The organism is Bacillus sp. LLTC93 (assembly GCF_002993125.1).
In the GTDB taxonomy this organism is placed as follows: domain Bacteria; phylum Bacillota; class Bacilli; order Bacillales; family Bacillaceae; genus Bacillus; species Bacillus zhangzhouensis.
In genome coordinates this window covers 65,231-77,996 of the sequence record NZ_PVME01000010.1, presented here as the reverse complement: position 1 = coordinate 77,996, position 12,766 = coordinate 65,231, and the positions used below count along the sequence as shown (strand labels likewise).

At 41.5% G+C, this 12,766-nt stretch carries 16 protein-coding genes, 2 tRNA genes and 1 rRNA gene; 5 read left to right on the top strand and 14 right to left on the bottom strand.

All coding sequences use genetic code 11. The features are described from left to right. The 3 genes from C6W18_RS18735 to C6W18_RS18725 all read right to left on the bottom strand — a co-directional run. Window positions 1-109: ribosomal RNA gene (locus tag C6W18_RS18735) — 16S ribosomal RNA — on the bottom strand; the annotation flags it as partial. A gap of 131 nt (window positions 110-240) precedes the next feature. After that, window positions 241-314, bottom strand: a tRNA-Gly gene (locus C6W18_RS18730). Between the two features lie 16 nt (window positions 315-330). Next, window positions 331-407 (bottom strand) — tRNA-Arg (locus C6W18_RS18725). Between the two features lie 370 nt (window positions 408-777). Between C6W18_RS18725 and gltP the strand changes: the two genes are divergently transcribed. Next, on the top strand, window positions 778-2,028 hold the full coding sequence (gltP, locus tag C6W18_RS18720; RefSeq protein WP_034324613.1) for a glutamate-aspartate/proton symporter GltP: 1,251 nt from the start codon (window positions 778-780) through the stop codon (window positions 2,026-2,028). 38 nt (window positions 2,029-2,066) lie between these two features. Here the strand turns inward: gltP and C6W18_RS18715 are convergent, their stop codons facing one another. Both C6W18_RS18715 and C6W18_RS18710 read right to left on the bottom strand, forming a co-directional pair. Continuing rightward, window positions 2,067-3,086 (bottom strand): S66 family peptidase, encoded by a 1,020-nt coding sequence (locus C6W18_RS18715; RefSeq protein ID WP_105928543.1) that lies wholly within the window; start codon window positions 3,084-3,086, stop codon window positions 2,067-2,069. A gap of 80 nt (window positions 3,087-3,166) precedes the next feature. Continuing rightward, complete coding sequence (locus C6W18_RS18710; RefSeq protein ID WP_034324541.1) at window positions 3,167-4,042, bottom strand: DMT family transporter; 876 nt, start codon at window positions 4,040-4,042, stop codon at window positions 3,167-3,169. A gap of 297 nt (window positions 4,043-4,339) precedes the next feature. Between C6W18_RS18710 and C6W18_RS18705 the strand changes: the two genes are divergently transcribed. Then, window positions 4,340-5,065: an AzlC family ABC transporter permease gene (locus C6W18_RS18705; protein WP_105928542.1), complete on the top strand. Its 726-nt coding sequence runs from the start codon at window positions 4,340-4,342 to the stop codon at window positions 5,063-5,065. Then, entirely contained in the window at window positions 5,062-5,382 is a 321-nt protein-coding gene (locus C6W18_RS18700) for an AzlD domain-containing protein (RefSeq protein ID WP_099728644.1), read from the top strand. The genes C6W18_RS18705 and C6W18_RS18700 overlap by 4 nt, the downstream gene beginning before the upstream one ends. Before the next feature lie 37 nt (window positions 5,383-5,419). On the opposite strand, the gene C6W18_RS18695 is transcribed toward C6W18_RS18700, so the two are convergent. Together C6W18_RS18695 and C6W18_RS18690 are read right to left on the bottom strand one after the other, a co-directional pair. Beyond that, the gene (locus tag C6W18_RS18695; protein WP_105928541.1) at window positions 5,420-6,082 is read right to left on the bottom strand and encodes an O-methyltransferase; all 663 of its coding nucleotides are present in this window, start codon (window positions 6,080-6,082) and stop codon (window positions 5,420-5,422) included. Between the two features lie 163 nt (window positions 6,083-6,245). Further along, window positions 6,246-6,431, bottom strand: a complete 186-nt coding sequence (locus tag C6W18_RS18690; RefSeq protein WP_105928540.1) for a CsbD family protein — start codon at window positions 6,429-6,431, stop codon at window positions 6,246-6,248. A gap of 319 nt (window positions 6,432-6,750) precedes the next feature. Here C6W18_RS18690 and C6W18_RS18680 point away from each other — a divergent pair, with 319 nt between their 5' ends. Then, window positions 6,751-7,302, top strand: coding sequence for a GNAT family N-acetyltransferase (locus tag C6W18_RS18680; RefSeq protein WP_105928539.1), 552 nt, complete (start codon window positions 6,751-6,753; stop codon window positions 7,300-7,302). A gap of 4 nt (window positions 7,303-7,306) precedes the next feature. On the opposite strand, the gene C6W18_RS18675 is transcribed toward C6W18_RS18680, so the two are convergent. Then, window positions 7,307-7,894: a LysE family transporter gene (locus tag C6W18_RS18675; protein ID WP_105928538.1), complete on the bottom strand. Its 588-nt coding sequence runs from the start codon at window positions 7,892-7,894 to the stop codon at window positions 7,307-7,309. 110 nt (window positions 7,895-8,004) lie between these two features. On the opposite strand from C6W18_RS18675, the gene C6W18_RS18670 reads away from it, so the two are divergent. Next, window positions 8,005-8,568, top strand: a complete 564-nt coding sequence (locus tag C6W18_RS18670) for a helix-turn-helix domain-containing protein (protein ID WP_105928537.1) — start codon at window positions 8,005-8,007, stop codon at window positions 8,566-8,568. Window positions 8,569-8,601: 33 nt separating this feature from the next. Here the strand turns inward: C6W18_RS18670 and C6W18_RS18665 are convergent, their stop codons facing one another. The 6 genes from C6W18_RS18665 to C6W18_RS18640 all read right to left on the bottom strand — a co-directional run bounded on the left by C6W18_RS18665 (window position 8,602) and on the right by C6W18_RS18640 (window position 12,685). Then, entirely contained in the window at window positions 8,602-8,895 is a 294-nt protein-coding gene (locus C6W18_RS18665; protein WP_105928536.1) for a hypothetical protein, read from the bottom strand. 349 nt (window positions 8,896-9,244) lie between these two features. After that, a complete protein-coding gene (locus C6W18_RS18660) occupies window positions 9,245-10,297 on the bottom strand; it encodes an LLM class flavin-dependent oxidoreductase (RefSeq protein WP_034324556.1) in 1,053 nt (350 codons plus the stop codon). Between the two features lie 17 nt (window positions 10,298-10,314). Beyond that, complete coding sequence (locus C6W18_RS18655) at window positions 10,315-10,938, bottom strand: nitroreductase family protein (RefSeq protein WP_105928535.1); 624 nt, start codon at window positions 10,936-10,938, stop codon at window positions 10,315-10,317. Next, the gene (locus C6W18_RS18650; protein ID WP_105928534.1) at window positions 10,922-11,395 is read right to left on the bottom strand and encodes a MarR family winged helix-turn-helix transcriptional regulator; all 474 of its coding nucleotides are present in this window, start codon (window positions 11,393-11,395) and stop codon (window positions 10,922-10,924) included. Before C6W18_RS18650 ends, C6W18_RS18655 begins: the two co-directional genes overlap by 17 nt. Before the next feature lie 108 nt (window positions 11,396-11,503). After that, window positions 11,504-12,052: a dihydrofolate reductase family protein gene (locus tag C6W18_RS18645; RefSeq protein WP_105928533.1), complete on the bottom strand. Its 549-nt coding sequence runs from the start codon at window positions 12,050-12,052 to the stop codon at window positions 11,504-11,506. Between the two features lie 81 nt (window positions 12,053-12,133). Further along, window positions 12,134-12,685: a TetR/AcrR family transcriptional regulator gene (locus C6W18_RS18640; RefSeq protein ID WP_105928532.1), complete on the bottom strand. Its 552-nt coding sequence runs from the start codon at window positions 12,683-12,685 to the stop codon at window positions 12,134-12,136. Window positions 12,686-12,766 lie beyond the last annotated feature (81 nt).

Here is a 12,766-nt window from a genome sequence, read left to right as displayed (position 1 = left end):
CCCGTCCGCCGCTAACATCCGGGAGCAAGCTCCCTTCTGTCCGCTCGACTTGCATGTATTAGGCACGCCGCCAGCGTTCGTCCTGAGCCAGGATCAAACTCTCCGAAAAAGAACAAAACCGAAGTTTCGTTTTTCGCCAGTTTGACTGACTACCTATGATGTTTCATAGGATTTTTTTATAAAAACTCGAATTAACAGGTACGTTTTGTCTTGTTTAGTTTTCAAAGATCATGTTCAAAATGGAGCGGGTGATGAGAATCGAACTCACGACATCAGCTTGGAAGGCTGAGGTTTTACCACTAAACTACACCCGCGTGGTTTATTTTATATTGGCGCGCCCGAGAGGAGTCGAACCCCTAACCTTTTGATCCGTAGTCAAACGCTCTATCCAATTGAGCTACGGGCGCTTAATCAGGCGACTTAATTATCTTAACATATCGTTTTTACTAAGTCAACATCTTTTTGAAATTTGTTTGTCACATGCGTTTGAATGTCTGTGTTTCAAATGCGTCATCAGCGACGAATAAAAATATACCACGAATCATATAAAAGGGTCAATACATTTTTCTAAAAAAGTTTCATGTTTTTTAAGAAGTGATATTTTCTTAGATAAATAGAGATGCGATAGCCCTATTTTTCTTCTCTTCTCTCATAATCTCAATCATTCTTAAATAAAATCTTTCTAAATCCAAAGAAGGACAAAACACGACCACCTAGAATTTTTATTTATTGGAAAATTCTTAATATTTTTCATGCATTTAAAGGAGGTAGGAGATGATGAAAAAGTTCGTCGCTTTTCAAATCATGATCGCTTTGGTGATAGGAGCTCTTATCGGCCACTTTTTCCCTGATTTCGGAATGGCACTGCGGCCAATTGGTGATGGCTTCATTAGATTAATTAAAATGATCGTTGTTCCTATCGTTTTCTCTACTATTGTTATTGGTGCGGCTGGCAGTGGCGGCATGAAAAAAATGGGCAGCCTCGGATTAAAGACGATCATTTGGTTTGAGGTCATCACAACCATTGTTCTTGGGATCGGCCTATTATTGGCCAATGTCCTAAAGCCCGGCGTTGGACTTGATTTCTCTAAATTAGCTAAGAAAGATATTGGGGAATTAGATGGTTATACTCAGAAAGTCGTTGACTTTAAACAAATGGTATTAGATATCATTCCAACCAATATCGTCGATGTCATGGCTCAGAATGATTTACTTGCTGTGATTTTCTTCGCCATTTTATTTGGTGTAGCCGCAAGCGGCATCGGCAAAGCATCCGCTCCTGTTCTAACCTTCTTTGAATCTGTGGCACAAATTATGTTTAAGCTAACGCAAATGGTGATGGTGACAGCACCTATCGGGGTTCTTGCATTAATGGCTGCTTCTGTTGGTCAATATGGCATCGTTTTATTAATCCCAATGATGAAGCTTGTCGGGACTGTATTCTTAGGATTATTCATTATTCTATTTGTTTTGTTCCCTCTTGTCGCACTGATCTTCCGTTTTAACTACTTCGAGGTATTAAAAATGATTTGGGATTTGTTCTTAGTTGCCTTTTCCACTACAAGTACAGAAACTGTTCTTCCTCAACTCATGTCACGGATGGAGAAATACGGCTGTCCAAAAAGAATCGTTTCCTTCGTGATTCCTTCTGGTCTTTCTCTGAATTGTGATGGGTCAAGTTTATATTTATCCGTTTCCTGTGTGTTTCTCGCACAAGCGTTTGGCGTCGACATGAGTTTATCACAGCAGCTCCTCATGATGCTTGTTCTTGTATTAACAAGTAAAGGCATTGCAGCTGTGCCATCCGGTTCACTCGTCGTTCTTTTGGCAACGGCCCACGCAGTAGGTCTTCCAGCAGAAGGTGTCGCCATTATCGCCGGTGTTGACAGAATTATGGATATGGCACGAACTGGCGTGAATGTACCAGGGCATGCAGTTGCATGTATTGTCGTATCTAAATGGGAAAAAGTATTCCGTGAATCTGCGTGGGAAGTTCCAAAAGCAGGTGAGGAAACAAAAGGGATGTAATGTCTTCTATGAAGGAAAGGGTTCACCCTTTCCTTTTCTTATGGTAAAAAGGTTTGCTTCAGAACTGCCTTGCCTTCGTCTTGAATCTGCACTTCTGCGTACGCTCCATTGATGAAGGTCATTTGCGGCGGAACATGTTCACAATCAATATCGTAAACAATCGGGATTTGTAATTCCTTGTGTAATTCTTCATATAGATCAGTATATTCATATCCTTCGACAGGCACATCCACTGCGCTCCGGCCGAACATGATCCCAGAGCAGTCATCAAACCACCCTGCTAATTTTAATTGCACAAGAGATCTCTTCATGCTCGCAGCATTTAATGCGCAGTTTTCGAAATACCATAGAATCGGTTCACCTTTAAGGAATGTTTCTTGAAAAGCCTTCACATCTCCAAATGGTGTTCCTGCTAAATGACGTATGACATCAATGCAACCACCAAGCAGTCTTCCCTTCACCGTCGTCTCGTGTGGATCAACCGTACGCCATACGGTTGGCTCTGTTAAATGAAAGACATGTTTACTCGGGTGATCATACTGCCATTCCTTTTGATACATAGATGAAGAAAACTGGGTAATGTCCGTCTCTCCTGTAGCGGCAAGCACTTTTTCCCACATGGCAGTCATCTGATCAAGCTCTTCACCTTGGAGATCCACAAAGTTCGGACCATGCGCTGTGGCAATGCCAGTTTTTAATGTGAATGCCAAAAGGAGTACACTCGTATCTGAGTAACCAAGAATCCACTTTTTTTGCATCGTTGAGAAATCAAGATGCTCTAACACTTCAATGAGTAACTGTCCGCCCCATGGCGGGATGATGTGGTCAATCTCATCACATGTCATCATGTGCTGGAGCTCGTTTGCTCGTTCTATGGCAGGGGCTGACTTTGCCTTTTCCTGCTGCCATACCGTCTCTCCACATATGACATCATAACCTCTTTCTTTCATCCGCTTGCATGCCAGATGGAACATTTCATGCAAAGATGACTGTACACCTGAGGAAGGTGCTGTGACGCCAATCGTCTGTCCTTTTTGCAAATGCGGATACTGGATCATCTTGTCCACCTCCCTCCACTATTCATCTTTCATCCTATTTATTTTAAAGAAGATGCCCCTTTTCCAAGGGACATCTCATCTTATTCCTTTTGCCGCAGCACAGTATAGACACCTGCAAAGATACATAGAATCCCAATGAAAGAGCGCATCCCCATCTCTTCTCCCAAAAGCAACCAGCCAAGAGCTGCGCCAACGATAGGCTGAAAGAAGAAAAACAGTCCACCGCTCGAGGCATCCATGAGTTGAAGCCCTCTATTCCACAAAAAGAAAGCAAGGGCTGTTGAGATGATACCAAGATAAAGAATACCGCCCCAAATTTCTGGTCTCGCTATTTGCTGCAAATCTAGGTGAGGCAGACGAAATAGAACAGGCGGTGTTAAGACAATGAATGCAATGATGATCGCATAGGTTGTCGTGACCACCTGAGGGTATTTTCCTGGAACCCGTTTAAGCAGAACAGACATGAGCGCCCATGTTAAAGCAGCGATAACCAATGAGAGACCGCCAGCAAATTCATCTGTTTGAACAGCGACAGGTCCAATCATGGTGAGTACACCCACTGTAGCAAGCAGGATAGAGACACACTTCCTAACAGTGAATGATTCTTTTAATAGAAAGAACGCGAAAAGCACCATAAAGGCAGGTGTTGCAGATGTGATGACTGCCCCCATTTGGGCAGATGTGTACATGGTGCCAATTTCTTGGGTCACGATCGAAAGAAAATTTCCAATCAGCCCAATCGCCGCAATGAGCGGGATGTCTTTTTTATCTAATCGAAAAGAAAAACCCAATCGCCATATGGTGAACACCAAAACGACTCCTGCTACTGCATATCTCATCCATACGAGTTCAAGTGGCGGAACAACCGCTACTGTTACTTTTACAACAACGTACATGCCGCCCCAAATACTTGCAGCAATTGCTAAGTAAAGAGCACCTATATATTTTTCATTCATCCTTTTCCCTCCGTTACTGGATATATTCATCGCCATATCCACAAACGGAGATCACTCTCCGTTATGGACGGAGGGTATTTGGTACATCATGTTCAAACAAAGGCTTCCATTGCATTGTCGTCACCTCGATTGTTTTTATTTTCTGATTACTTTATAACAAATTCTGGTTTACTTCAATCCTTTTTTGTCGTCATCTTTCTTCATATAATAGAAGATAAATAGGGATTGACATGCTGAATTCGTTTTCATATAGTAAGTAAAACTATGGGTGGTCACGCAGAAAAGGAGTAGAGGTCGTTGGATATTGAAGCTAGGAAACATATTCCCAGTGCGGGACACGAACCGTTTCTCGAGGGAGTGAAAGATTGTGTGCCAACCCTGCTCGGTTATATGAGTATTGGGTTTGCCTTCGGAATTGTTGGAATTAGCGCGCAGTTAAGTATATGGGACATTGCGCTCTTATCTATTTTTATTTACGCAGGTGCTTCGCAGTTTATCATCTGTGCACTTCTTGTAACAGGGAGTCCCCTTTCCGCTATTATTTTCACTACATTTATTGTGAATCTGCGGCATTTATTGCTCAGTCTCACGCTCGCCCCTCACTTTACACGCTACTCTTTGAAGCAAAATATCGGATTTGGTCTTTTGCTGACTGACGAATCCTTTGGCGTAGCGATGAACAAATTAGCGCAGCAAGGAAAACTGAACAACCGCTGGATGCATGGACTGAACTTAACAGCTTATTTGTGCTGGATTGCTGCCTGTACACTTGGCGGCATTTTTGGACATTGGATCTCAAACCCTGAAGCGCTTGGTCTTGATTTTGCCCTATCTGCCATGTTTGCTGCGCTTTTGATCCTTTCTTTGCAAACTGTGCCAAAAAATAAATTAACCCATCGCTTGTCACTTGTTTTGTATATGGTCGTTGCGATGTTTGTTCTGCTTCATTTTGTTCCTTCACACGTAGCTGTTCTGTTAGCAACCGTGTTTGTCGCAACCATTGGGGTGGTGACAGATAAATGATCAGCAGCTTTATGATATGGCTGATTCTTGGTTGTATGATTGTGACCGTCATTCCAAGGGTCGTTCCCTTTTTATTTGTACGGAGTATTCAGCTGCCTGAAGTCGTACTGAAATGGTTATCGTTTATTCCGATTTGTATATTCACTGCGTTGATTGCAGAGCATCTTTTCATCCATACAACAACAGGCGTCACCGTTCATTGGATGTATCTTGCTGTCTTGGTTCCGACGGTGCTGATCGCTATTTGGACAAAAAGCTTGTCACTTACTGTTCTGATTGGGGTCATGCTGATGGGCACTGCTAGATGGTTTTTCTAAAAGAAAAAGCTTAACCACATGCGGTTAAGCTTTTTTTTCATTTTGCGATTCCGTACACAAACCCATCATAACCTTTTTCACCAACAGTTTGAATAGCGGTTGCCTCAATTCTCGGCTCTTGTTTGAGTAAATCGAAGAATTCACGAGTCCCCTTCACTCGCTCATCTTGATCAGATGCATGAAGAACTGCTCCATTTCTGACCACATTGTCTGCAATAATGACTGTTCCCTTTTTTGAGAAGTGTAACGCCCACTTCAGATATTTCGGGTTGTTTGGTTTGTCTGCATCAATGAAAATCAAATCGAACGGGAGTGCATCCTGCTCTTTTAGCTGAGATAAAGTATCTAACGCTTTTCCTTGAAAAATAGTCACTCGTTCTGCCAAGCCTGCTCTGTCGATGTTTTGCTGTGCGGTCTCTACATGATGACTGACAGCCTCTAATGTAATGAGTTCTCCATCCGCTTCAAGAGCACGGGCCAGCCAAATGGTGCTATATCCGCCAAGTGTACCGATTTCTAAAATACGCTTTGCACCCTTGGTTTTTGCTAACAAATAGAGCATTTTCCCTTGAGCCGGCGACACATCAATTTCTGGCAGCCCCGCTTGCTTATTCTTGGTAAGAGCTTGCTCCAATACGTCATCTTTAGCCATCAATTTGTCTTTGATATACTCGTCAACTTTCCCCCATACTTGCTCCATTTCATCCATCTCCCTTGTTCATGTCTTCTATCTCAAGTCTACATGACGGAAGCGAGAATATATAATCAAATCTTTTCACACACCTATTCATTTTATTGATGAAAGGAATGTGATGATGGAGACATGGGTCAAGCCACAGGTGGTACCTGCAGCTATCGGCAAACTAATGGTTTAGTTTATTTTTCACGTCACCTTTTTTATCTTGGAGTTTCCCTTTTGCTTGATCCTTTTTCCCTTCTGCATTCAGGTTTTGATGATCTGTTGCTTCGCCAAGCTTTTCTTTCACTTGACCTTTGACTTGATTTGTTTTTCCTTTCGCTTTATCCATATGTCCTTTTTCTTCACTCATTTGTTCCACCTCCACGTTTGATACAATTCATTTAGCCTTTTTGAAAGATACAAAACATCTGAGTGTGTAATCCAAGAAACTACACCAAAAGTAAATTTATATGTTTCATGGAGACAAGATGAAAAATCAACCGTCGCTGATCACTTTTTAACAGTTGCGAAAGAAGCTTATTTAAGTTCTCAGTCTAAATCATGAAAATCCAGCCTGGGTAGGCTGGATTAAAAATAATGATCTATAACAGACTTAAAAACTTTAACCTGCTATGTACACGTTTCAGGTATGATAGACATAATAGAATGAAAGGTTGGTGCTCTGTTCAATGATCATATCTGAAAACATATTCACAGTTCGTGGTTTGACCTATCGTATTCGATCTGCAGCGTTAGCAGATGCCAAACAGTTGTCAGCTCTCAGACTAAAAATTGATGGTGAAACAGAATATTTAGACCGTGAACCAGGCGAAGCGTTTCTTGATGAAAAAAAATTCGAGGCTTTCATTCAAGAGGATTCCAAGCAAAGCCGGCATTTATTTTTGGTCGCTGACATCGAAGGAGAGATTGTAGGATTTTCAAGATGCGAAGGTCATTCACTCAAGCGCTTTGCTCACAAAGTGACGTTTGGCGTCGCTGTACAGAAGGATGCTTGGGGCTATCACATCGGCAAAGAGCTTTTAGCCGCTTCTATCGATTGGGCAGATAAACAGGGCATTCAAAAGATTTCACTTCAAGTGCTGAAAACCAATCAAAAAGCCATTCGGTTATATGAACACCATGGCTTTGAGGTTGAAGGGGTATTAAAAAACGATAAACGACTGGCAGACGGACTGTATTATGATACTGTTGTGATGGGCAGGCAGCGGCCAAGCTTCTGACTACTTACATCACATAGCCCCATACCATTGAAATCGCACTGTATATCAGAAGCAGCCCCATGACATACTGGAACGGTTTTTCGTAAGCAGTCAAAAAGCGCTTATATAAAGAGCCAAATAGGCTCCAGCTGAATGTACCGAGAAAGCCAATAAGTGCGAGAATCAGCGTCCATATCACATACTGCATATTAGATTGTCCATACGGCAAAACAAACGTTGAAATTACGGTCAGCCCATACAAGATCGCTTTTGGGTTGATAAATTGCAGCATCATACCAGGGACAAAATGATTGTAGCGGTCAAGTGTTTCGTCATCGCCGCCTTTACTTTTCATAATTTTAACGGCCAAATAGATCATGTATCCGGCTCCGATGAAAGCCATGACCCAGCCTATTTTCGGCATGACTTGATAAAGAATGATATTGAAGAAACAACTCAAACACAAAATGACGAGAAAGCCGATACCCACCCCTAAGCAAAATCGAAATGTTTGCTTGACCCCATATTTATTCGTAAAGACCATGGCCATGATGTTGTTTGGCCCCGGGGTAAAGCTGCTCACAAAAGCATAGATCAACATAGAAAGAATCAAGTTGCCGCCTCCCTTATACGCTATTAAGACTTTAATTACTTTATTGCGTATGTTACGTTTTATTGTAACGCTCGGTCTTTATAAAGTAAATAGAGAAAGGAGTTTTTTTCATGGAAGACGTACAATCAATTATTTCTAAAAATGTGAGGCAGCTAAGAGATCAAAAAAAGTTAAGCCTCGAAAAGATGGCAGAATTAACTGGTGTCAGCAAGACAATGATTGGACAAATCGAAAGAGGAGAATCAACACCTACCATCACGACTTTGTGGAAAATCGCCAATGGATTAAAGGTGTCTTTTAGTGAGCTCATTTACGCACCACAGCCAGAAATCAAGGTGGTACGTAAAGAGGACGGGCAGGTTTTAACTGAGGACGATGGAAGATATCGTGTATATACGACTTTTCCTTTTGATGATCGGGGGAAATTCGAAGTGTACCAGGTAGAAATTGATCCTGGCGGGTCGTTACATGCGAATGAACATATTGGGGGAACAGAGGAATTGATCACCGTTTTTGAGGGAGCACTTGATTTATCTATCGGTGATGAACAATACATCTTAAAAGCTGGCGACTCCATTCGTTTCAAAGCGGACCGTACGCATGCGTATAAACAAACCGGTGAACAAATGGTACGGATGCAAATGATTCTCTATTATCCCCATGAAAAAAGCTGACAGGCTTGTCCACCTGTCAGCTTTTTATTTTATTTAATTAAACCCTGGATCGCGTACAACCGTTCCAGTAAATGTGACTCTGTATTTACCCAAGCCTAACTCTTCAATAGACGTTTGTTTTAAAATACCAACCCAGCCATCCTTTGCATATGTAATACTTGATGGGATATTAGACGTCGTATAGGTTCTCGTTTCTGTGACAGTTCGACTGGCCTGAACCGTTATTTCACTGTTTGCTTGCTCCTTTGCTTCCACTGGAGCAGTTGTGACCCCAGCACCCGTTAAGACAATTACTCCAACCAAAACAGAAAACATGACCTTTTTCATAAAAAATCCCTCCCTTTTTTTGTTGAACATATTAACCATACCATAATTTAGAACTTTAGTAAGTTATTTTTTCATTTTTTTGAAAATTATGATATGATTGTCTTATGCTGGATAGAGAGTTTTACATACTTCTGTGCTTTTATCCTCATCTCATTCTAGTCAAACATTTGTTAACGGAGGTGATTTCATGAAAAAATGGCTCATCTGTTTTCAACTTGTTTTCCTCTTCACCTTGACGACGACACCACTTGCTTCTGCTGCTTCATGCCCTACAGTGAAACCATGTGTCATTGATCCTTAATCATAAGAAAAGGTCGATCAAGCCTATTCACTTGATCGACCTTTTTATTTATTCTTGCTCTGCTTCCCAGCGAGCAACCTCTTCTCTTACTTTAGGAGCCACTTCTTTTCCAAATAACTCAATGGCTTTTAGCACTTGATCATGCGGCATTGAACCAACCGGTACATGAAGCATAAAACGTGTGATTCCTACATTTTTTCGCAGGTGAATCACTTTCTCTGCCACTGCATCTGAATCTCCAACATACAGTGCGCCTTCTAATGTTCTCGCTGCATCGAACGTAGAACGGGTGTAAGGTCCCCAGCCCCGCTCTCTCGCTAATGTATTCATGACATGCTGTGTAGAAGGGAAGAATTGATCTGCTGCCAGTTCTGTTTCTTCCGCAACAAATCCATGCGAATGTGACGCCACAGTTAATTTCTCCGGATCATGTCCAGCATGTACAGCCGCTTGCTTGTATAGCTGAACGAGCGGTGCGAACTGTCTAGGACTGCCACCAATGATCGCGAGTACAAGCGGTAACCCTAATAATCCAGCACGTACGACGGATTCACGGTTCCCTCCACTGCCAATCCAGATTGGAAGTGGATCTTGAACAGGTCTTGGATATACCCCAACATCTTGAATGGCTGGACGATGCTTTCCGCTCCACGTCACACGCTCTGACTGCTGTAATTTCAGCAGTAAGTCTAGTTTTTCTTCAAATAATTCTTCATAATCATCTAAGTCATAGCCAAAGAGCGGGAATGACTCAATAAATGATCCACGGCCTGCCATGATCTCTGCTCGTCCGTTAGATAGTCCATCTAATGTAGCAAAATCCTGAAATACACGAACAGGGTCTGCAGATGAAAGGACTGTCACTGCACTCGTCAGGCGAATATTCTTTGTTTGTGTTGCCGCTGCCGCTAATACGACAGCTGGATTCGAAGCGGCGAAATCTTCCCGGTGATGCTCACCCACTCCAAATACATCAAGGCCTACTTGATCTGCTAAAATAATTTCTTCTACTACTTCTCGAATACGCTGTGCGTGACTGACTGTTTTTCCTGTTTGAAAATCAGGTGTTGTTTCTACAAATGTACTAATTCCTAGTTCCATGTATGGAACCCCCTATCTTATAAATATGTCACAAATTCAGCGATAGGCTTTCGGTAGCCTCTCGCTTGTCTGCTCTCTACTTTTTCTTTTCCGAGTGTGATCATTAACACAGGAACCAAATCCGACTCGATGTTCAGAACCTTTTTCAATGCTTCAGGATCAAAACCAATCATTGGGCAAGTATCCCAGCCCTTGTTTTTGGCGGCAAGCATAAACAGCATGGCAGATAATGAAGCATTGCGAATCGCCTCTTCCTTCTGAAAATCCGCCCCTCTCTGCTCATAAAAGCTCATCGTCTCTCTAACCATTTCTTCATATTGCTGCGCGTTTAAAATGCCTAGCATTTTTAAGCCTTCATATATGTTTCCTGCTTGCTCATAAGCGTTCGGGTCTCCCAGCACAATGATAGCTGCTGAAGCGGAATGTACTTTATATTGTCCAAATGCAGCTTCTCTTACTTGTTCTTTGAGACCTTCTGATTGGACGACAACATATTGTGTATGCTGTAAGTTAAAAGCAGATGGTGCCAGCTTGACCTCTTCAAATATGCTGTTAAGCTCTTCTCTCGAAATCGAGATATTTGGCAAAAAATTTGATGCTGAACGTCTTTCACGTACCAATGTATCAAAGCTGATTGTCATCTTGTTTCCCCTTTTCGTGAAGTTGTTTTGCACCTAAACCGATTTTCTTTAGCAATTCGATGAGCTGTTCTTTTTCTTCTTTTTCAATAAAGGACAGATTTTGTGAAATGATATCTGTATGTTTAGGAAAAATGTCGTCAAACAATTGCTTTCCTTTATCCGTAAGCCATACATGGAATACCCGCTTATCAGATGGCGCACATTGCCTTTTCACCAGTTCTTGTTTTTCTAGTTTGTTCACGACATATGTCATACTTCCACTTGGGATTGACAAGATGTCACTAATTTTTTGGACGGGGTGCGGCCCCTTACTATAGAGCAATTCAAGGATCTGAAAATTTTCAAATCCGATATCATAACGTTCAATGTCTTTTTGGATATTTGTAAAAAGGGCTTGATAGGCTTTCATCCACACGCGGAATAGCCTTAAATCTAATTCATGTTCATGCTGCACCATGGCAACTACTCCTTCTTCAATAAATCCTAAAACTAGGATAAATTTATCCTAACACTAGGATATTCTCTTGTCAACGTGTTTGTTTCATCAAAAAAAGACCACTTTGGTTCAGTGGTCTTTTCGATCTTCTTTTAAGACAAAATGCATTTCAGCAATTTGTTGATATTGTTGTACTTCTTGTAATGAAAATCTAGACTCCTGATTCGTTGGAGGGAAAAGAGGAATTCCTTTTCCAATCATGACAGGTGCGATTTGGAGAAAAAGCTCATCGACCAATCTTGCTTTTAATAAAGGCTGAAGCAGTTCCCCGCCTCCTACAATCCAAATATGTTGGCCTTTTTCATTTTTTAAGTTTTTGATAAATGTTAAGATATCTTCGCGAATGATGTGTGTTCCTTGATGACTGTCTTGTAAAGTCCGTGAAACGATATAACAAGTCTTTTCTTCATAAGGAAATTCGTCAGGTGAGAGCTTAAGAACCTGCTCATATGTCTTACGCCCCATGATGAGCGTATCAACTGACGCATAAAATGCTTCATACCTCGTTTCCTCTTCACCCTCTGTTCCTATTAACCAATCAAGACGGTGATCCTCTCTCGCTAAATATCCATCGATACTCATCGCCCCATAAAAAAGCAGCTTCCTTTTCTCACTCAATCTTACCACTCCCTAACCTCAAATAAGAACATACATTCTATTCGATTGTAACAGAAAGGAAAGGCAAAGGATACTCACTTCTTACGATTCCTGTTCCACCTTGACAAGAAGCTCGTACAATTTGTGTGCGAGCTTCTCGGCATCAACTGTCATGCCTTCATGAATCCATTCCTCAAGTACACCAACGACACCAGACACGACAAAGGAGGCCTCAATCTGTTCATTCTCCGTAATATGACGCTGATCAAGCTGCCACTCTTTCATGATTTTCTCTTTAAAAAACGCTTTAAATTGATTCGTCGTTGGACCATTAGGTTTTACAAATAACGTCAACATATATTGGTTTTCTTTCAGATACTCTGTTGTTTTGTTTAAAAATGAAAGCATATCCAGCGGGTCCTGACTCGGAAACGATTCATCATATAGTCCGCCAAGCTGATCAAATAGTTCCTTCTCGAGCTGCTCATGCAAATCAAACACATCTTGATAGTGCAAATAAAAGGTTCCTCTTCCTAAATCAGCTCTTCTAGATAGCTCTGATACTGTAATTTGTTGAACGTCTTTTTCCTTTAATAGCTCAAGAAAGCTTTCCCGTATTGCCTTTTTTGTTTTGATTGTTCGTCTGTCCTTCATGAAACACCCTCCATTTTTGAACAATTGGGCTTCCACTGTCTATTTATGAACAAGAGATCATCTATTGCCGATGTTCGGTTT